Source organism: Pseudomonas sp. RA_15y_Pfl1_P11 (assembly GCF_963970975.1).
Taxonomy (GTDB): Bacteria; Pseudomonadota; Gammaproteobacteria; order Pseudomonadales; family Pseudomonadaceae; genus Aquipseudomonas; species Aquipseudomonas tritici.
The window spans coordinates 23,927-43,479 of record NZ_CAXAOY010000003.1 but is presented as its reverse complement, the minus strand read 5'-3'; the positions used below and the strand labels follow the sequence as shown (position 1 = coordinate 43,479).

The window sequence follows — 19,553 nt, the reverse complement described above, 5'->3', positions numbered from 1 at the left end:
TTCCCATGTCACTGTTAGAAATCAAGAATCTCAACGTCCGCTTCGGCGACAAGACCGCCGTGCCGGTGGTCGATGGCCTCGACGTTTCGGTCGACAAAGGCGAAGTACTGGCGATCGTTGGCGAGTCGGGTTCGGGTAAATCCGTGACCATGATGGCGCTGATGGGCCTGATCGAGCATCCCGGCATCGTCACCGCCGACGCGCTGAACTTTGACGGCAAGGACATGCTCAAGCTGAGCAACCGCCAGCGTCGCCAGATCGTCGGCAAAGACCTGTCGATGGTGTTCCAGGACCCGATGACCGCGCTGAACCCCAGCTACACCGTGGGTTTCCAGATTGAAGAAGTCTTGCGCCTGCATTTGAAGATGTCCGGCAAGCAAGCGCGCAAGCGTGCCATCGAACTGTTGGAAAAGGTTGAAATCCCAGGCGCCGCCAGCCGTATGGACGCCTACCCGCACCAACTGTCCGGCGGCATGAGCCAGCGTGTGGCTATCGCGATGGCGATTGCCGGCGAGCCGAAGCTGCTGATCGCCGACGAACCGACCACCGCGCTGGACGTGACCATCCAGGCGCAGATCATGGAACTGCTGCTGGCCCTGCAGAAAGAACAGAACATGGGCCTGGTGCTGATCACCCACGACCTCGCGGTCGTGGCGGAAACCGCCCAGCGCGTGTGCGTGATGTACGCCGGCCAAGCCGTGGAAGTCGGCCAGGTGCCGCAGTTGTTCGACATTCCGGCGCACCCCTACAGCGAAGCGCTGCTCAAGGCGATCCCGGAGCACAGCCTCGGCGCCACGCGCCTGGCCACGCTGCCGGGTATCGTTCCTGGTCGTTACGACCGCCCGCAGGGTTGCCTACTGTCACCACGTTGCCCGTACGTGCAGGAATCCTGCCGTGCCCAGCGTCCTGACCTTGACCCGAAAACCAACAGCCTCGCGCGCTGCTTCTACCCCTTGAACCAGGAGGTGGCGTAATGGCCGTCGTTCTTACCGCCCGCGACCTTACCCGTCACTACGAAGTGTCCCGTGGCCTGTTCAAGGGCCATGCTCTGGTACGTGCGCTCAATGGCGTGTCCTTTGAGCTGGAAGCCGGCAAGACCCTCGCCGTTGTTGGCGAGTCGGGTTGCGGCAAATCCACCCTGGCCCGTGCGCTCACGCTGATTGAGGAGCCATCTTCCGGGTCCTTGAAAATCGCCGGCCAGGAAGTCGCCGGCGCCGACAAGGCCCAGCGCAAGCAATTGCGCAAAGACGTGCAGATGGTGTTCCAAAGCCCCTACGCCTCATTGAACCCACGGCAGAAAGTCGGCGATCAACTCGGCGAGCCGCTGCTGATCAACACCAACCTGTCCGCCGCCGAACGCCGCGAAAAAGTGCAGGCGATGATGAAGCAAGTGGGCCTGCGCCCTGAGCATTATCAGCGTTACCCGCACATGTTCTCCGGTGGTCAGCGCCAGCGTATCGCCCTCGCGCGCGCGATGATGTTGCAACCGAAAGTGCTGGTGGCGGATGAGCCAACGTCTGCACTCGACGTGTCGATCCAGGCCCAGGTGCTGAACCTGTTCATGGACCTGCAGCAGGAATTCAACACGGCCTACGTGTTCATTTCCCACAACCTGGCCGTGGTGCAACACGTTGCCGATGATGTGATGGTGATGTACCTCGGTCGCCCGGTGGAAGTCGGCCCCAAGGAAGACATCTACGCCCGCCCGCTGCACCCGTACACCCAGGCGTTGCTGTCGGCGACCCCGACCATTCACCCGGACCCGAACAAGCCGAAAATCAAAATCGTTGGCGAACTGCCCAACCCGCTGAACCCGCCGCCCGGCTGCGCCTTCCACAAGCGCTGCCCGTACGCAACTGCGCGGTGCAGCACCGAGGAGCCGCAACTGCGCGCCTTGGATAACCGCCAGGTGGCTTGCCACTATGCGGAGCAGTTTGTCGCCTGACCCTGCAACAAAAATGCCCTGAGTCTTGAGCTCAGGGCATTGCACGTGTTCTACAGCCCTTCCCATCAGGTTGCGCATCAGCCTGGCGGGTAGGGCTTCTTTTTGGGTTGGCGCCGCGTCTCAGGTTTCGCCGTCATCAAAGGTCGCACTGTCTTCGCCTTCGTTGATCGGGTTTTCCGGATCTTTAACGTCTGTGGGCTGGGGCTGCGGTTTCCAACTGCCGGAATTGACCTCGTTGGCCTTTCTCTTGGTGACAGGGCCGGTGTCCTTCCATTGGGGCGTGCCATCGCCGGCCAGTGCCGGGAGCGTTGTCAGCCCCGGGCCTGCCAATAACATCAGACAAATAGCGTATCGAGCATTTCGCACGGTGGTCTCCTTCGCAGTCAATGTGTGAAAGCTAGACCCGATGCAGGGTTCTCGCCAATTGATCGTTCCCACGCTCTGCGAGGGAACGATCAAAAGCCGATAAAAAAGGGCGAAGCCATCACAGCTTCGCCCTCTTATATATCGCTCAGACCTTAGTGATGCTCACGCGTCGCACGGAATTTCACATCCGGCCAGCGCTCTTCCATCAGCGCCAGGTTGACCCGCGTCGGCGCCAGGTAGGTCAGGTGACCACCGCCGTCGATCGCCAGGTTTTCCACGGCCTTGTTGGAGAACTCTTCCAACTTCTTCTTATCGCTGCAATCGATCCAGCGCGCGGAGTACACGGTGATCGGCTCGTAGGAGCACTCGACCTTGTATTCCTCTTTCAGGCGGCTGGCGACCACATCGAACTGCAGCACACCGACGGCGCCGAGGATGATGTCGTTGCTGCGCTCGGGGAAGAACACCTGGGTGGCGCCCTCTTCCGCGAGTTGCTGCAAGCCTTGGCGCAGTTGCTTGGATTTCAGCGGGTCGCGCAGGCGCACGCGGCGGAACAGTTCCGGGGCGAAGTGCGGGATACCGGTGAAGCCCAGCGCTTCGCCTTCGGTGAAGGTGTCGCCGATCTGGATGGTGCCGTGGTTGTGCAGACCGATAATGTCGCCGGCGTAGGCTTCTTCGAGCTGTTCACGCTCGGAGGAGAAGAACGTCAGGGCGTCGCCGATACGCAAGTCCTTGCCGGTGCGCACGTGGCGCATCTTCATGCCTTTTTCGTATCTACCGGAGCAGATGCGCATGAAGGCAATACGGTCGCGGTGTTTCGGGTCCATGTTCGCCTGGATCTTGAACACGAAGCCGGTGAATTTCTCTTCAACAGGCTCAACGGTGCGCTCGTTGGCAACGCGGGCCAGGGGTTTGGGTGCCCAGTCCACCACGGCGTCGAGCACGTGGTCGACACCGAAGTTACCCAAGGCCGTCCCAAAAAACACCGGGGTCAGCTGACCGTCGAGGAATTCTTGCTGGTTGAATTCATGGCAGGCGCCCTGCACCAGTTCCAACTGGTCGACGAAGCGGTCGTACTCGTCACCCAGGTGGGCGCGGGCTTCGTCCGAATCGAGTTTCTCGATGATCTTGACGTCGGTGCGCTCGTGACCGTGGCCGGCGGTGTAGACAATGATGTAATCATCGGCCAGGTGGTACACGCCCTTGAAGTCGCGGTAGCAACCAATCGGCCAGGTGATCGGCGCGGCCTTGATCTTCAAGACGGCTTCGATTTCATCCAACAGCTCGATCGGGTCGCGGATGTCGCGGTCGAGTTTGTTGATGAAGCTGACGATCGGCGTATCACGCAGACGGCACACGTCCATCAGCGCGATGGTCCGTGGCTCGACACCTTTACCGCCGTCGAGAACCATCAACGCGGAGTCGACCGCGGTCAGGGTGCGATAGGTGTCTTCGGAGAAGTCTTCGTGGCCCGGGGTGTCGAGCAGGTTGACCATGTGGTCGCGATACGGGAACTGCATGACCGACGTGGTAATGGAGATACCCCGTTGTTTTTCCATTTCCATCCAGTCAGAGGTGGCATGGCGGTCGGATTTGCGGGATTTCACCGTGCCTGCCACCGCGATTGCCTTGCCCATCAGCAACAGCTTCTCGGTGATGGTGGTTTTACCGGCATCGGGGTGGGAAATAATGGCGAAAGTGCGGCGTTTCGCGACTTCGGCGGCCTGGTGGGTCATGGGAAATCGCCTGGCAGGTGAGTCAAAAAAGGGCGGCGAGTATAGCGCAAACCCAGGCGGCCAGACCACCGTTCAGCCCATTGGGGGTGGCTAAATGCTGCCAAGTGTGGAACCTTTTAAAAGGTAGAGACGTCCACTCCCCTCATGCCGTACTCGGAACAGGGGCTGATAAATCAGCAAGTTAGCCTGACGAGGCTGCGCTCATGGCTCGATCGCATACCGCGTTGCCGGTATCGGCGAGCTGCATTTCGCGACCACATTCAGAGGCAGCCAGCAATGGCATTGCCGCTCGGAAATGTGGACGCCGACAGAAGAAAAAAAGGAGTCCGCCTGTGGCTAATCGCTATGGCAAAGGGCTTATGGGAGGAGCGGTTGTCGTCGCTCTCCTGGCCCTGCTGGTCCACTGGATCGGCATAGACACGATCGAACAGTACCGCGACGATTTGTTGTTTTACCTGCAAGCTCATTTGATCCTGGTGCTTGTCTCCATGCTGGCCGCCCTGATTGTGGGCATCCCCGCCGGTATCCTGCTAAGCCGACCGAACATGGTTGGGCGCGCAGAACGCTTCATGCAGATCTTCAACATCGGCAACACCGTCCCGCCCCTGGCCGTACTGGCCATCGCCCTGGGCGTCCTCGGCATCGGCAGCGGGCCGGCGATCTTCGCGCTGTTCCTCGCTTCCCTACTGCCCATCGTGCGCAACACCTACGAAGGCCTGAAAAACGTCCAGGGCTCCCTGAAAGAAGCCGCCACCGGCATTGGCATGACGCCGCGCCAGGTGCTGTTTCGCGTGGAACTGCCCAACGCTGTCCCAATCATCATCGGCGGTGTACGCGTGGCCCTGGCGATCAATGTGGGGACGGCACCGCTGGCGTTCCTGATTGGCGCCAACAGCCTCGGCAGCCTGATCTTCCCTGGCATAGCCCTGAACAACCACTCGCAGTTGCTGCTCGGTGCCGCATGCACCGCGTTGTTGGCATTGCTGCTCGACGCTTTGGTGACTATGACCAGCCGCCTCTGGCTGGAACGCGGGTTGCGTCCGTCTTAGGCCTGAAACAGGAACCAACATGAAAAAACTGACCTTGATATTGAGCTGCGTCCTGCTGTTCGCAGGTTTTGCGCAAGCCGCTGAAAAGCCGGTGATCCGCATCGGCGCCCGCGTCTTCACCGAGCAGACCTTGCTCGCCGAAATCACTGCCCAGTACCTGCGCACCAAGGGCTACGACACGCGCGTAACCGGCGGCCTGGGTAGCAATCTGGCACGCAGTGCCCAGGAAAGCGGGCAACTGGATATGCTCTGGGAATACACCGGGGTGTCACTGGTGAATTACAACCATGTGGACGAGAAACTCAACAGCGAACAGTCCTACGCACGAGTGAAGGAACTCGACGCGAAAAAAGGCCTCGCCTGGCTGTCGCCGTCGAAATTCAGTAACACCTACGCGTTGGCGCTGCCAGAAAACGTGGCCAAGGAATTTCCGCAGATCAACACCATCAGCGACTTGACCCAAGCCCTGGCGCAAACCACCAAAGGTACACGCCTGGTGGCCCTTGACACAGAGTTCGCTAACCGCTCCGACGGTATGGACGGCATGGTCAAGCTGTACGACATGAACCTGACCCGCGAAAACACACGCCAGATGGACGCCGGCCTGGTCTATACCGCGCTACGTAATGGCCAAGTGTTTGCCGGTTTGGTCTACACCACCGACGGTCGCCTAAGTGCCTTCAAATTGAAGCTGCTGGAAGACGACAAACATTACTTCCCCGACTACACCGCCGCGCCGGTGGTGCGCCAGGCGTACCTCGATGCTCACCCGCAACTGGCGGCTGACCTCAAGCCGTTGGCCGCGCTGTTCGACGATGAAACCATGCGCCAGTTGAACGCACGCGTCGACGTCGACCATGAAAGCCCGTCCAGCGTGGCCGCAGATTTCCTGCGCCAACATCCGATCAACTAATTAAGAGGAGAAGACATGGAATTTCTGAACGCCTTTTCCCATCTTGATTGGGTACTCGTCCTGCATCTGACCTGGCAGCACATCACCTTGGTCGGCCTCGCCGTGATCCTGGCGATTGTCGTCGGCGTGCCCCTGGGCGTACTCATGACGCGTTTCCCAACCCTGGCCGGCCCACTGCAGGCAAGCGCCACAGTGCTACTGACCGTGCCCTCCATTGCCCTGTTCGGCCTGTTGCTGCCGTTTTACTCCAAATTCGGCCAGGGCCTGGGGCCCATGCCGGCGATCACCGCCGTGTTCCTCTACTCCCTGTTGCCGATCATGCGTAACACCTACCTCGCCCTCACTGGTGTGGAACCGGGCATCCGTGAAGCCGCCAAAGGCATCGGCATGACCTTCGGCCAGCGCCTGCGCATGGTCGAGCTGCCTATCGCCGTGCCGGTGATCCTCGCCGGTGTACGCACCGCCGTGGTGATGAATATTGGCGTAATGACCATCGCCGCCACCATCGGCGCCGGTGGCCTGGGTGTACTTATTCTGGCTTCCATCAGCCGCAGCGACATGTCGATGCTGATCGTTGGCGCCGTGCTGGTCAGTCTCCTGGCCATCTTCGCCGACCTGCTTTTGCAATGGCTGCAACGCTCGCTGACTCCAAAAGGACTGCTCAAATGATCGAACTTCAACACCTGACCAAGACTTTTCAAAGCAACGGCAAGACTGTTTCTGCCGTCAACGACGTAAGCCTGACCGTCAACGAAGGCGAGATTTGCGTATTCCTCGGCCCTTCGGGCTGCGGCAAGAGCACCACGCTGAAAATGATCAACCGCCTGATCAAGCCCACCTCGGGCAAGATTCTGATCAACGGCGAAGACACCACCGACCTCGACGAAGTGACACTGCGCCGCAACATCGGTTATGTGATCCAGCAGATCGGCCTGTTCCCGAACATGACCATCGAGGAAAACATCGTGGTCGTGCCCAAACTACTGGGCTGGGACAAGCAGAAATGCCACGACCGCGCCCGCGAGTTGATGAGCATGATCAAGCTGGAACCCAAGCAATACCTGCATCGCTACCCGCGCGAATTGTCGGGCGGCCAGCAACAGCGTATCGGCGTGATCCGCGCACTGGCGGCCGATGCGCCGCTGCTGCTGATGGATGAGCCGTTCGGCGCGGTCGACCCGATCAACCGCGAGATGATCCAGAACGAATTCTTCGAGATGCAACGCGCGCTGAACAAGACCGTGATCATGGTCAGCCACGACATCGACGAAGCCATCAAGCTGGGCGACAAGATCGCGATCTTCCGCGCCGGCAAGCTGCTGCAGATCGATCACCCGGACACCTTGCTGGCGCACCCGGCCGACGAGTTCGTCAGCAACTTCGTGGGCCAGGACAGCACCCTCAAGCGCCTATTGCTGGTGAAAGCCGAAGACGCAGCGGACAACGCGCCGTCTGTGAGCCCGGAAACAGCGGTGGCCGAAGCATTGGAATTGATGGATGAAACTGACCGCCGCTATGTGGTGGTCACTTGTGCCGAGAACAAGGCGCTGGGGTACGTACGACGTCGCGACCTGCACCGTCAGACCGGTACTTGCGGGCAGTACCTGCGCGAATTCAACGCCACGGCGGCGTATGACGAGCATTTGCGCATCCTGTTGTCGCGCATGTACGAGTTCAACCGCTCGTGGTTGCCGGTGATGGATGCGGAGCGGGTGTTCCTGGGCGAGGTGACACAGGAGTCGATTGCTGAGTACCTGAGCTCGGGTAAATCGCGTGGGGGCAAGACCAGTATCGTTTCGCCTGCTGAGACTGCTTTAGCCTGACCTGACACAACTCGGTTAAAACTGTGGGAGCAAGCCCGCTCCCACATTTGGATCTGCCGGGTGTCAGCAATTCCCGCGAATTCGCCCCCTTCGGGGAACATCATTCCGTCACACCGGTCGGTTACATAAGTAGCTGTACCGGTCCTCGCGACGAACGCGTGCAAAAACGCGACATTTTTAGTTGATCCCACGCCCATCAAGCCCTAAAGTTCGCGCCGAACGTCCATGCTGGAAACGATCCATCCGGCTCAAGTACTGACGACGAGACAGCAAGGCCAAGGGAAGCGGTTACGCCCATGGCCTTTTTGCTTTCGGCGACATGCCTTGGGAAGTAGGCGAACCAAAGTGGGGATACGGAGGACGTTCATTTGCACCCATTGATTAATACAGTTTGCCCTTAGGAGTCTCCCAGCATGTCGATCAACGTCGAAGATTATTTCGCGCGCGCCACTTTTGACAAAATGAAGGCGTTCGCCGACAAGCAAGAAACCCCGTTCGTGGTGATCGACACCGCGATGATCAGCCAGGCCTACGATGACCTGCGCGCCGGTTTCGAATTCGCCAAGGTCTACTACGCAGTCAAGGCCAACCCAGCCGTCGAGATCATCGACCTGCTCAAGGACAAAGGTTCGAGCTTCGACATCGCCTCGATCTACGAGCTGGACAAAGTGATGGACCGCGGCGTCAGCGCCGACCGTATCAGCTACGGCAACACCATCAAGAAATCCAAGGACATCCGCTACTTCTACGAGAAGGGCGTGCGCCTGTTCTCTACCGACTCCGAAGCCGACCTGCGCAACATCGCCAAGGCCGCGCCGGGTTCGAAAGTGTATGTGCGTATCCTCACCGAAGGCTCGACCACGGCTGACTGGCCTTTGTCGCGCAAATTCGGCTGCCAGACCGACATGGCCATGGACCTGCTGATCCTCGCCCGCGACCTGGGCCTGGTGCCTTACGGCATTTCGTTCCACGTAGGCTCGCAACAGCGCGACATCAGCGTGTGGGACGCGGCGATCGCAAAGGTCAAAGTGATCTTCGAACGCCTGAAAGAAGAAGACGGCATTCACCTCAAGCTGATCAACATGGGCGGTGGCTTCCCGGCCAACTACATCACCCGCACCAACAGCCTGGAAACCTACGCCGAGGAAATCATCCGTTTCCTCAAGGAAGACTTTGGCGATGAACTGCCGGAAATCATCCTTGAGCCGGGCCGTTCGTTGATTGCCAACGCCGGTATCCTGGTCAGCGAAGTCGTGCTGGTCGCGCGTAAATCGCGCACCGCCGTCGAGCGCTGGGTTTACACGGACGTGGGCAAATTCTCCGGCCTGATCGAAACCATGGACGAAGCCATCAAGTTCCCGATCTGGACCGAGAAGAAAGGCGAGATGGAAGAAGTGGTCATCGCCGGCCCGACCTGCGACAGCGCCGACATCATGTACGAAAACTACAAGTACGGCCTGCCGCTGAACCTGGCGATTGGTGATCGTTTGTACTGGCTGTCGACCGGCGCGTACACCACCAGCTACAGCGCGGTTGAGTTCAATGGGTTTCCGCCGTTGAAGTCGTTCTACGTGTAAGACGGCTGCCAATAAAAAACCCATGACATGTCATGGGTTTTTTTATGCGTCAGCAAAGGCTGTCGGCACGTTGCAGGTAGGCGTCTGCCATTGCCCTGACCTGCGGATCACTTGCCGCCGCCAGAGCCTTGTGTGCCGTTCGCAGAAACTTCAAATTCCCGCCACTCAACGCCTTGCGCAACCACGCCAGCGCCGTCTCAATCTGGCCTCTGTCCGCCAGCACCGCCGCGTAACTGAACTGCCCGCGAAAATCACCGCCTTCGGCCGAGCGTCGGTACCAGTGCACTGCAGCATCCAGGTCCCGTGGGCAGAATTGGCCCTCTTCCAGATAACGGCCCAGCAGATTCATCGACTTGGCGTGTCCTTGTTCGGCTGCCTGCAGATACAAGGCCAGTGCGTGTAGTGGGTCCTCGGCAACCCCGCGCCCTGTGGCCAGCAGATTGGCGTAGTTGTACTGGCCCCAATCCAACCCGGCCTCGGCGGCCATACGGTATTCGCGTGCAGCGGCCGCCTCGTCCGCAGCGCATCCCCAGCCATGTTCCAGGCAACGCCCGGCCATATTGCGCGCCATCAAATGCCCGCCCTGTGCCGCGATCTGAAACCAGCGCAACGCCAGCGCCTCATCGCGCGCAATGCCGCGCCCTTGCAGCAAGATTTGCCCGAGCAGCGCCTGGGCATCGACCACACCCTCCTTCGCCGCGATCAAGATCGCCTGGGCAGCGCGTACCGGCGAGTCGTCGAGCATGCTTTGCAGCTGCTCAATGTTGAGCACTTCTTCGCGTCGCAATAAAAAGCCCATGTCAGACCTCGACCCAGCGGCGCAGCAGGTTGTGGTAAGTGCCCGTAAGCTGGATCAGCGCCGGATGGTCGGGGACATCGGCGGTCAGTTGCTGGATCGCGCCGTCCATTTCGAACAGCAAGGTGCGCTGGCTGTCTTCGCGCACCAGGCTTTGGGTCCAGAAGAACGAGGCGTAACGCGCGCCACGGGTCACGGCGTTGACTTTGTGCAGGCTGGAGCCGGGGTACAGCACCAGGTCACCGGCCGGTAACTTCACGCGCTGCAGGCCGAAAGTGTCCTGGATCACCAGTTCGCCACCGTCGTATTCGTCCGGGTCGCTGAAAAACAGCGTGGACGACAGATCGGTGCGCACGCGCTCGTGGCTGCCTTTGGGCTGGCGCACGGCGTTGTCGATATGAAAGTCGAAACTGCCCCCCGCGGTATAGCAGTTGAGCAACGGCGGAAAGACCTTGTGCGGTAACGCCGCTGACATAAACAACGGGGTTTGCCACAAACGCTCAAGCATCGCCGCGCCGATTTCCTTGGCAAGCGGGTGGCCCTCAGGTAACTGCAGGTTGTGCTTGGCCTTGGCGGATTGATGCCCGGCGGTGATTTTACCGTCGGCCCAATCGGCATTTTCCAGGGCATGGCGGATGCGCTGTACTTCCTCGCGAGAGAACAGGCCGGGGATGTGCAGCAGCATGGGCAATACCTGGGATCAGAGAAGCGCCAATGGTATTGATTCTTATCCGCCCTGTAAAACAGGTCGACGAATGAGTTCGTAAATACCGTAAGCAAAAAGTGTAAAGAATGTAAATTCAGTGCAATTAGCAATATATCTCAATTGATAGAAATACTTGTTACCACTATATTCCGCGGCCTCACATCCTTGGGGAAAGGACACGTCATGTCGCGCACTACTACAAAAATACCTGCCAGTTCACCACGCATGCTGGCTTCGGCCATCGGCGTTGCGCTCAGCGCCAGCTCTGTTGCCCACCTGGCGCAGGCGGCTGAAGACACTGAACAAAAAGGCCAGCGCAACAGCATCTCCCTGGGCGCCACCAGCATCACCGGGGAAGAACAGGACAACACCTCCTACCAGGTCGAAAAAGCCTCGTCGCAGAAATACACCGCGCCGCTGGTCGACACCCCGCGCTCGGTCACCGTGGTGCCACAACAAGTGCTCAAGGACACCGCGGCCACCTCGTTGCAGGACGCCTTGCGCACCGTACCGGGCATTACCTTCGGCGCCGGAGAAGGCGGGAACCCCCAGGGCGACCGTCCGTTCATCCGTGGTTTTGACGCCCAGGGCGACACCTACCTGGACGGCGTGCGCGACACCGGTGGCCAGAGCCGGGAGATCTTCGACATCGAGTCGATTGAAGTCAGCAAAGGCCCGAACTCTTCCTTCGGCGGCCGTGGCTCGGCCGGTGGCAGCCTCAACCTGGTGAGCAAGACCCCGCAAGCGCGGGACTTCACCAACGGTGGCTTTACCTACGGTTCCGACCAGACCCGCCGCTACGTACTCGACGTGAACCGCCAGTTCCTCGACGACAGCGCCGCGTTCCGCCTGAACCTGATGAGCCACGAGCAGAACGTGGCGGGCCGCGACGCGGTGAATTACGACCGTTGGGGCGTAGCGCCGTCGCTGACGTTTGGTCTGGGCACCCCAACCCGCGTCAACCTCAGCTACTACCACATGGAAAGCAACGATCTGCCGGACTCGGGGATTCCCTACGGCTACAGCTCGGCGACCGCGACCGCTCACGTGCATGACAAACCCACCGACGGCGGCGACAGCAACAACTTCTACGGCCTCAAGAGCCGCGACTTCCGCAAGACCCGCGCCGATATCAGTACGTTCTCCATCGAGCACGATTTGAACGACAACATGACCCTGAAAAACACCCTGCGTCATGGCAGCACCGGCCAGGATTACGTGCTGACACAGCCGGACGACAGCAAGCTCAACGTCAACAAATACGGCACCGTGTGGCGTCGTGCCAACACCCGCGTATCGACCACCACCACGACCACCAACCAGACCGACCTGTTCGGCAGCTTCCAGGCCTTGGGCTTCAAGCACAGTTACTCCACAGGCCTGGAATTCACCGGTGAAGAAACGCGTGTCAGCGGCTATACCGTAAGCCCGAACACCAACCCGACCTGCACCGTGGCCGGCGGAGGACGGGGTGGCCAGTGCACCTCGCTGAGCAATCCGAACCCGGATGACGCCTGGACCGGTAGCGTCGCGCGCAACTACAACGGCACCCACACCAAGGCCACCAGCCGTGGCGCCTATGTGTTCGACACCATCGAACTCGATCCGAAATGGCTGCTGAACGTCGGCCTGCGCTACGACACCTTTGACACGGTAGCCCACACCAACGCGACCACCGGCCGTACCAAAACCAAGGAAGACAGCCAGTTCTTCAACTGGCAGGCCGGCCTGGTCTGGAAGCCTGTGGAAAACGCCAGCATCTATGCGTCCTACGCAACTTCGGCAACGCCGGCTGGCGGCCTGGTAGGTGAAGGTTCCGACGGCAACCCTCTGTCAGCCGGTGCCGCCACCAGCGATCTGCAACCGGAAGAAACCGTCAACTACGAGCTGGGCACCAAGTGGGACCTGTTCCACGATCGCCTCTCGCTGACTGCCGCCGTATTCCGTACCGAGAAGAAAAACACGCGCATCCTCGTGGATGCCTTGACCTACGAGAACGCTGGCGAATCCCAGGTCGACGGCCTGGAGCTGTCGGCCAGCGGCAAGCTGACCGACCAATGGCAGGTGTTCGCCGGGTACAGCTACCTCGACAGCGAGCTGGTCAAATCCGGACGTAATGGTCGTAACGGTGTGATCAGTGCCGGCTCCAATGAAGGCAACCAAATGCCAAACACGCCGAAGAACACCTTCAGCCTATGGACCACCTACGACGTCACCTCCAAACTCACCATCGGTGGTGGCGCGTTCTACGTTGACGACGTTTACGGCGACGCCGGCAACACCGTTTACGTACCGTCCTACACCCGCTACGACGCCATGGCCAGCTACAAGCTGACCAAGAACGTCGACCTTCAATTGAACGTGCAAAACCTGACCGACAAGGTTTACTACGACAAGGCATTCTCGACCCACTTCGCCAACCAGGCAGCCGGTCGCACGGCACTGTTGACCACCAGCTTCCACTTTTAAACAGCAGCGCCACGCATCAAAAAGCCCCACGCATCGGATGCGTGGGGCTTTTGCGTGTTACACAGAATGTTTCTCGACAAGCCACGGCATAATGCGCGCCGTGCCCTACATATTCAGATAGACGAGGCGGTCAGACGTGTTGAAGAAAACCCTGTTCCAGTTGCACTGGTTCTTTGGCATTACTGCCGGGCTGGTGCTGGCCTTGATGGGGATCACCGGAGCTGCGGTTTCGTTTCAGGATGAGATTCTGCGCGCGCTCAACCCCACGGTACTGAACGTCGAGAAACGCGAAGCGGGTGTGCTGCCGCCCGCCGAGCTGGTGCGCAAACTGGAGGCCACTGAAGGCAAGACCGTGTCCATGCTCTGGGTGGAAAGCGAAAGCGGTAACGCTGCGCGCGTGTTCTTCACCCCGCCGCCCGGCGAGCGCCGTGGCCAGATGCGCTACTTCGACCCCTACACCGGCGACTACATGGGCGACGCCGTCGGCCAGGACGCGTTCGGTTTTATCCTGCAACTGCACCGTTTCCTGGTCATGGGCGAAACCGGCCGGCAGATCACCGGCGCCTGCACGCTGATTCTGGTGTTCTTCTGCCTCTCCGGCTTGTACCTGCGCTGGCCGCGCCAAGTGGCGAGCTGGCGGGCCTGGCTGACGTTGGACTGGCGCAAAAAGGGCCGCAGCTTCAGCTGGGACCTGCACTCGGTATTCGGCACCTGGTGCCTGCTGGCCTATCTTCTGTCGGCACTGACCGGGCTGACCTGGTCCTACGATTGGTACAGCCAGGGCCTGACCAAACTGTTGTCCGACGCACCTCACAATGAAAGGGTTCGCAAGCGCGGCCCGGCGCCCGACGGCGCGGCACCAGTGGCCAACTACGACGCCATCTGGAGCAGCATCTACAGCAACGCCGGCCCAGGTTTGAGCGCCTATAACATCCGCATGCCAGCGGTCGCGGGGCAACCGGCCACGGTCTATTACCTGCTGAGCAACTCGCCCCATGACCGCGCGCTGAACCAGATCAACCTGGACCCGGCCACCGGCGAGGTTAAATCCCACGACCAATACGCCAGCAAGACGCTCGGCGCCCAATTGCTGACCAGCGTTTATGCGCTGCACACCGGCAGCTATTTTGGCCTGACAGGGCGGATTATCCTCACGGTCAGCTCATTGCTGATGCCGTTGTTCTTCATCACCGGCTGGCTGCTGTACCTGGACCGTCGTCGCAAAAAACGCCAGGTGCGCGATGCACGTCAAGGCCTCACTGCCAATACCAGCGATGCCCCGGCCTGGCTGATCGGCTTTGCCAGCCAGAGCGGTTTTGCCGAACAGCTTGCATGGCAAACGGCTGGGCAACTACAAGCGGCAGGCTTGCCGGTGAAGGTGCAGCCCCTGGGCAGCGTCAGCCAGGATGACTTGCGCCAGTCGGAAAATGCGTTGTTCGTGGTCAGCACCTTCGGTGACGGCGAAGCCCCCGACAGCGCCCGTGGTTTCGAGCGCAGCGTGCTCGGTCAGGACCTGTCTCTCAAAGGTCTGAACTACTCGGTACTGGCATTGGGCGACCGCCAATACGAACACTTCTGCGGTTTTGCACGGCGCCTGAATTTCTGGCTGACCCACCAGGGCGGCAACCCCCTGTTCGCGCCAGTGGAAGTAGACAGCGGTGACACCAGCGCGCTGCTGCACTGGCAACAACAGCTTGGACAACTCACAGGCCACACCGCCGTGGCAGCCTGGCCGACCGCCCAGTACGAAAACTGGACGCTCAGCCAACGCACCCTGCTCAACCACGACAGCAGCGGCTCGAACGTATATTTGCTGGGCCTCACCTCGCCGTCGCCTCAAAGCTGGCAAGCCGGTGATCTGGTGGAAGTGCTGCCACGCAATTGCCCCTGGGCCATCGAACACTTCCTCGGCGGCCTCGGCCTGGTCGGCAGCGATGGCGTATTGATCGACGGCATGGCGCAGTCCCTCAACCAGGCGCTCGCCACGCGCCAACTGCCGGACAACCGCACCCACTTGGTCGGCCTGCACGCCCAGGCCTTGGTGAACGCGTTGGTGCCCCTGGGCATGCGCGAATACTCCATCGCCTCGATTGCCAGCGAGGGCGTGCTGGAGCTGATCGTGCGCCAGGAACGCCACCCCGACGGCAGCCTGGGGTTGGCCAGCGGCTGGCTCACCGAACACGCCAGCATCGGGTCAAGCATCAGCCTGCGCCTGCGTCGCAACAGTGGCTTCCACCTGCCGGAGGCACCGGTGCCGCTGATCCTGCTGGGCAACGGCACCGGCCTGGCAGGCCTGCGCAGCTTGCTCAAGGCGCGGATTGCCGACGGGCAGCAACGCAACTGGCTGCTGTTCGGCGAACGCAATATCGCCCATGACTTCCTGTGCCAGGACGAGCTGCAGGGCTGGTTGGCCAGTGGTGATCTGGCGTTGCTGGACCTGGCGTTTTCCCGCGATCAGACCGATAAGGTCTACGTGCAGGATCGTCTGCGGGAATCAGCCGATGTGCTGCGTAAGTGGCTGAGCGAAGGCGCGGCGATTTATGTGTGCGGGAGTTTGCAGGGGATGGCGGCTGGGGTGGATCAGGCGCTGGTGGATATTCTCGGCAGTGAAGCCGTAGCGCGGTTGATCGAGCAAGGTCGCTACCGCCGGGATGTCTACTGACTTAATCACAATGAAGATCTAACTGTGGGAGCGGACTTGCTCGCTCCCACAGTTTTGATTGCACTCCAAGTCAGACAGGTTGCAGCTTTTGCTCGAATACGCAGACGCCATCCAGATCACGAAGGATGACCGTCAACTCCGCCGTCTGCCCATCAATCTGCACCTCGCCAAAAAACTGGAATCCGGCAAACGGTGAGGTGTTCTGTGCCGGTGGTGCCTTCTCGAACACCACCTCGGGCCCAAAGGTTTTATCCAGCGGATTAGGCCCGAAACTCCCCGCGTTCAGCGGCCCGGCGACAAACTCCCAGAACGGTTCAAAATCCTGGAACGCGGCGCGATCCGGGTGGTAGTGATGCGCCGCGCAGTAGTGCACATCCGCCGTCAACCACACATGGTTGCGCACCTTCTGAGCCCTTAAAAAGCCCAGCAATTCGGCAATTTCCAACTCGCGACCTTGCGGCGCACCCGGGTCATTGTTAGCGATGGCTTCCCAGCGCGCTACACCGGGGCTCACCTCACCATCAGGCACGCCAAGACCAATGGGCATGTCAGCGGCGATCACTTTCCACTGCGCCTGGGACGCCTTGAGTTCGCCCTTGAGCCAGTCCAATTGCTCACGACCGAGGAAGGGTTTTTCGCCGCCCAGGTTGTCATCGTTGGGGCCACGATAACTGCGCATATCCAGCACGAACACATCCAACAATGGACCATAACTGAGCTTGCGATAAATCCGCCCGCCGCCATCGGCGCTTTGCCGGCGCATCGGGGAATATTCCAACCAGGCCTGGCGCGCGCGGCCGACCAAGGTGTTGATGTCCTTGGTCTGGTAACGCTCATCGAGCTGCTTGCTCGGCGACCAGTTGTTCACCACTTCGTGGTCGTCCCATTGCCAGATCTGCGGCACCTCGGCGTTGAAGCGACGCACGTTTTCGTCCATCAGGTTGTAGCGGTAATTGCCGCGATATTCATCCAGGGTTTCGGCAACTTTGCTCTTGGCTTCGGTGGTGATATTGCGCCAGATGCGCCCATCTTCAACCTTAAGCTGCGCCGGCACCGGGCCGTCGGCGTAGATGGTGTCGCCGCTGTGGATAAAGAAGTCCGGCAGGCGCAAGCGCATGGCTTCGTAGATGCGCATGCCGCCGATGTCCGGGTTGATGCCGAAGCCTTGGCCGACGGTGTCGCCGCTCCACACAAAACGAATATCACGGCGCTTTTGCGGCACGCTGCGCAGGTGGCCGAACCAGGGTTCGCTGGCGACACCGGTCTGGGCGTCTTCGAAATGCACGCGGTAGAAAATCGCCTGGTCGGCGGGCAGCCCGGTGAGTTCGACACGGGCGGTAAAGTCGGTGCGATTGTCGGCGAGCGGCGAGATGAATGTGCGCGGGTTGCTGAACACGCTGCGGGTGTCCCACTCCACCACCATGCGCGCGGGGCGGTCGCTGCGGCTCCAGATCATCGCGCGGTCGCCGAGCAGGTCGCCGGACTGCACACCGTCAGTGAGTTGCGGGCGGTCCTTCACGGAGGCGATCACTGCCGGGGCCAGGCCCGGCAGTAACAGGCCGGCGCCGACGGCTTGCATCACGCGGCGGCGACCGAGATCGAAGTGGCTCATGCAGGTGCCCTCTTGAGGATCAAAAGGGAAACTTAAGCATGTGCGTATGAATCAGAGATGACACTGATCCCGCGATCAGTTGAGATCAAAATGTGGGAGCGGGCTTGCTCGCGAATACGGTGTATCAGTCGCCACATGTGCTGGCTGATCCACTGCATTCGCGAGCAAGCCCGCGCCCACATTTCTCAGGCCGTGACCGACAGTTCGACCGCTTCAGGCCGCTTGATCAACGCGTAGACCAAACCGGTCAACAAACTACCCGCGACAATCGCCAGCAGATACAACAGCGCATGGTTCATCGCATTCGGGATGATCAGCACAAACAACCCACCATGGGGCGCCGCCAGTTTGCAGCCGAAGTACATCGACAGCGCACCGGTCAAGGCGCCGCCGGCGATGCTGGCCGGGATAACGCGCAGCGGGTCCTTGGCGGCAAACGGGATCGCGCCTTCAGAGATAAAGCACATGCCGAGGATCATCGCCGCCTTGCCGGCTTCGCGTTCGGCCTGGGCGAACTTGCGTCGCGCCAGGAACGTAGCGATGCCCATGCCGATGGGCGGCACCATGCCGGCGGCCATGGTCGCGGCCATCGGTGCACCGCTGGACGCCGCCAGCAAGCCGACCGAGAACGCATACGCCGCCTTGTTGATCGGCCCGCCGAGGTCGACGCACATCATGCCGCCCAGCAGGATGCCTAGCAGCACCGCATTGGTGGTGCCCATGGTGCTGAGGAAGTCAGTAAGGCCCGTGAGCAGACGCGCCACCGGCGGGCCCACCAGATAGATCATCGCCAGGCCGGTGAACAGGCTTGCCAGCAACGGGATGATCAGGATCGGCTTGAGCGCTTCCAGACTCTGCGGCAATTGCACCGCACGCGAAATGAACTTGACGCAGTAGCCTGCGAGGAAACCGGCGAGGATGCCGCCAATAAAACCCGCGCCCAAGGTGCCCGCCAACAGGCCGCCGATCATCCCCGGCGCAATGCCAGGACGGTCGGCAATCGAGTAGGCGATGTAGCCCGCCAGCAGCGGCACCATCAGCATGAAAGCGCGATCGCCGACGGTTTTCAGCGCAGCGGCGAGCGTGCCCTCTTGTTCAAACGCGTGAATACCGAAGACGAACGACAACGCAATCAACAACCCGCCCGCCACCACCATCGGCAACATGAACGACACGCCGGTCAGCAGGTGTTTGTACACACCGGTTTTTTCTTTCTTGGCCACCGCGCCGCTGGCGGCGCTTTCCACAGCACCTTCGGCGAGGGCCTTGTTGAGGGTGGCTTCGGACTGCTTGAGGGCAATACCGGTGCCGCAGCGGTAGATTTTCTTGCCGGCGAAGCGCTCGGTGGCCACTTCAATATCGGCCGCCAGCAGCACCACGTCGGCATTCGCAATCGCTTGCGGACTCAATGGCGTGCGTGCGCCGACCGAACCCTGGGTTTCGACTTGCAAGTCATAGCCCAAACGCTTGGCCGTCTGCTGCAAGGCTTCGGCGGCCATGAAGGTGTGGGCGACGCCCGTTGGGCAGGCCGTAATCGCGACGATGCGCGGTGTATTTTTGGCTACAGGTGCAACCGCAACGTAGACCTGCGCCTCTTCGGCGCCGCGACGCAACACAGCGTCGACATCCGCCAGCGCCTGGGCCGGGGTGCTCTGGAACACGCGCTTGCCGACAAACCGTTGCATGTCGACAGGGGTGCTGCTGACCAGCAACACCCACTCAGCGTCATCAATCGTGGCCTGGGACAACTGGCGTTCCGGGCGCTGTACGTCCACCACCTCAACGCTGGTGCTCCAGCCCTGGCGCTGCGCGGCAGCGTCCAACAAGCGAGCGCACAGCACACTGGTGACCATGCCGTTCGGGCAGGCAGTAACAATGGCTAATTTCATCACAAACCCT

The 19,553-nt window shown here is 60.6% G+C and carries 15 protein-coding genes; 9 read left to right on the top strand and 6 right to left on the bottom strand.

Annotated features, from left to right (window positions below; genetic code table 11):
- Nucleotides 1–5 precede the first annotated feature (5 nt).
- Together AACY44_RS04250 and AACY44_RS04245 are read left to right on the top strand one after the other, a co-directional pair.
- The gene (locus tag AACY44_RS04250; protein ID WP_339417438.1) at nt 6–974 is read left to right on the top strand and encodes an ABC transporter ATP-binding protein; all 969 of its coding nucleotides are present in this window, start codon (nt 6–8) and stop codon (nt 972–974) included.
- Complete coding sequence (locus AACY44_RS04245; protein ID WP_016976250.1) at nt 974–1,945, top strand: peptide ABC transporter ATP-binding protein; 972 nt, start codon at nt 974–976, stop codon at nt 1,943–1,945. Before AACY44_RS04250 ends, AACY44_RS04245 begins: the two co-directional genes overlap by 1 nt.
- A 120-nt stretch (nt 1,946–2,065) precedes the next feature.
- Here the strand turns inward: AACY44_RS04245 and AACY44_RS04240 are convergent, their stop codons facing one another.
- Nucleotides 2,066–2,311, bottom strand: a complete 246-nt coding sequence (locus AACY44_RS04240; RefSeq protein ID WP_339417437.1) for a hypothetical protein — start codon at nt 2,309–2,311, stop codon at nt 2,066–2,068.
- Nucleotides 2,312–2,463: 152 nt separating this feature from the next.
- On the bottom strand, nt 2,464–4,047 hold the full coding sequence (locus AACY44_RS04235; RefSeq protein WP_339417435.1) for a peptide chain release factor 3: 1,584 nt from the start codon (nt 4,045–4,047) through the stop codon (nt 2,464–2,466).
- Nucleotides 4,048–4,406: 359 nt separating this feature from the next.
- Here AACY44_RS04235 and AACY44_RS04230 point away from each other — a divergent pair, with 359 nt between their 5' ends.
- From AACY44_RS04230 to AACY44_RS04210, 5 genes are all read left to right on the top strand, one after another.
- Entirely contained in the window at nt 4,407–5,096 is a 690-nt protein-coding gene (locus AACY44_RS04230) for an ABC transporter permease (RefSeq protein ID WP_339417597.1), read from the top strand.
- 19 nt (nt 5,097–5,115) lie between these two features.
- Nucleotides 5,116–6,009, top strand: coding sequence for a glycine betaine ABC transporter substrate-binding protein (locus AACY44_RS04225; protein WP_339417434.1), 894 nt, complete (start codon nt 5,116–5,118; stop codon nt 6,007–6,009).
- Nucleotides 6,010–6,024: 15 nt separating this feature from the next.
- Nucleotides 6,025–6,678 carry an ABC transporter permease gene (locus AACY44_RS04220; protein WP_339417433.1) on the top strand — a complete coding sequence of 218 codons (654 nt, stop codon included), beginning with the start codon at nt 6,025–6,027 and terminating at the stop codon, nt 6,676–6,678.
- Entirely contained in the window at nt 6,675–7,832 is a 1,158-nt protein-coding gene (locus AACY44_RS04215; protein WP_339417432.1) for an osmoprotectant ABC transporter ATP-binding protein OsmV, read from the top strand. The genes AACY44_RS04220 and AACY44_RS04215 overlap by 4 nt, the downstream gene beginning before the upstream one ends.
- Nucleotides 7,833–8,245: 413 nt before the next feature.
- Nucleotides 8,246–9,409 carry a type III PLP-dependent enzyme gene (locus AACY44_RS04210; protein ID WP_032861941.1) on the top strand — a complete coding sequence of 388 codons (1,164 nt, stop codon included), beginning with the start codon at nt 8,246–8,248 and terminating at the stop codon, nt 9,407–9,409.
- 49 nt (nt 9,410–9,458) lie between these two features.
- On the opposite strand, the gene AACY44_RS04205 is transcribed toward AACY44_RS04210, so the two are convergent.
- On the bottom strand, nt 9,459–10,208 hold the full coding sequence (locus AACY44_RS04205) for a tetratricopeptide repeat protein (RefSeq protein WP_339417431.1): 750 nt from the start codon (nt 10,206–10,208) through the stop codon (nt 9,459–9,461).
- Between the two features lies 1 nt (nt 10,209).
- The gene (locus AACY44_RS04200; RefSeq protein WP_339417430.1) at nt 10,210–10,890 is read right to left on the bottom strand and encodes a Fe2+-dependent dioxygenase; all 681 of its coding nucleotides are present in this window, start codon (nt 10,888–10,890) and stop codon (nt 10,210–10,212) included.
- A 204-nt stretch (nt 10,891–11,094) separates the two neighbouring features.
- Here AACY44_RS04200 and AACY44_RS04195 point away from each other — a divergent pair, with 204 nt between their 5' ends.
- Both AACY44_RS04195 and AACY44_RS04190 read left to right on the top strand, forming a co-directional pair.
- Nucleotides 11,095–13,380, top strand: a complete 2,286-nt coding sequence (locus AACY44_RS04195) for a TonB-dependent receptor (protein WP_339417429.1) — start codon at nt 11,095–11,097, stop codon at nt 13,378–13,380.
- Between the two features lie 136 nt (nt 13,381–13,516).
- Nucleotides 13,517–16,042 carry a sulfite reductase flavoprotein subunit alpha gene (locus AACY44_RS04190; protein WP_339529851.1) on the top strand — a complete coding sequence of 842 codons (2,526 nt, stop codon included), beginning with the start codon at nt 13,517–13,519 and terminating at the stop codon, nt 16,040–16,042.
- A gap of 70 nt (nt 16,043–16,112) precedes the next feature.
- Here the strand turns inward: AACY44_RS04190 and AACY44_RS04185 are convergent, their stop codons facing one another.
- Nucleotides 16,113–17,654, bottom strand: coding sequence for an alkaline phosphatase D family protein (locus AACY44_RS04185; RefSeq protein WP_339529849.1), 1,542 nt, complete (start codon nt 17,652–17,654; stop codon nt 16,113–16,115).
- A 185-nt stretch (nt 17,655–17,839) separates the two neighbouring features.
- Nucleotides 17,840–19,543, bottom strand: a complete 1,704-nt coding sequence (locus AACY44_RS04180) for a PTS fructose-like transporter subunit IIB (RefSeq protein ID WP_339417426.1) — start codon at nt 19,541–19,543, stop codon at nt 17,840–17,842.
- Nucleotides 19,544–19,553 lie beyond the last annotated feature (10 nt).

Excerpts from the sequence above, each read along its gene's own strand:
- AACY44_RS04250 (WP_339417438.1), top strand. The coding sequence starts at position 6 with ATGTCACTGTTAGAAATCAAGAATCTCAACGTCCGCTTCGGCGACAAG.
- AACY44_RS04245 (WP_016976250.1), top strand. The coding sequence starts at position 974 with ATGGCCGTCGTTCTTACCGCCCGCGACCTTACCCGTCACTACGAAGTG.
- AACY44_RS04235 (WP_339417435.1), bottom strand. The coding sequence starts at position 4,047 with ATGACCCACCAGGCCGCCGAAGTCGCGAAACGCCGCACTTTCGCCATT.
- AACY44_RS04230 (WP_339417597.1), top strand. The coding sequence starts at position 4,407 with ATGGGAGGAGCGGTTGTCGTCGCTCTCCTGGCCCTGCTGGTCCACTGG.
- AACY44_RS04225 (WP_339417434.1), top strand. The coding sequence starts at position 5,116 with ATGAAAAAACTGACCTTGATATTGAGCTGCGTCCTGCTGTTCGCAGGT.
- AACY44_RS04220 (WP_339417433.1), top strand. The coding sequence starts at position 6,025 with ATGGAATTTCTGAACGCCTTTTCCCATCTTGATTGGGTACTCGTCCTG.
- AACY44_RS04215 (WP_339417432.1), top strand. The coding sequence starts at position 6,675 with ATGATCGAACTTCAACACCTGACCAAGACTTTTCAAAGCAACGGCAAG.
- AACY44_RS04210 (WP_032861941.1), top strand. The coding sequence starts at position 8,246 with ATGTCGATCAACGTCGAAGATTATTTCGCGCGCGCCACTTTTGACAAA.
- AACY44_RS04205 (WP_339417431.1), bottom strand. The coding sequence starts at position 10,208 with ATGGGCTTTTTATTGCGACGCGAAGAAGTGCTCAACATTGAGCAGCTG.
- AACY44_RS04200 (WP_339417430.1), bottom strand. The coding sequence starts at position 10,890 with ATGCTGCTGCACATCCCCGGCCTGTTCTCTCGCGAGGAAGTACAGCGC.
- AACY44_RS04195 (WP_339417429.1), top strand. The coding sequence starts at position 11,095 with ATGTCGCGCACTACTACAAAAATACCTGCCAGTTCACCACGCATGCTG.
- AACY44_RS04185 (WP_339529849.1), bottom strand. The coding sequence starts at position 17,654 with ATGAGCCACTTCGATCTCGGTCGCCGCCGCGTGATGCAAGCCGTCGGC.
- AACY44_RS04180 (WP_339417426.1), bottom strand. The coding sequence starts at position 19,543 with ATGAAATTAGCCATTGTTACTGCCTGCCCGAACGGCATGGTCACCAGT.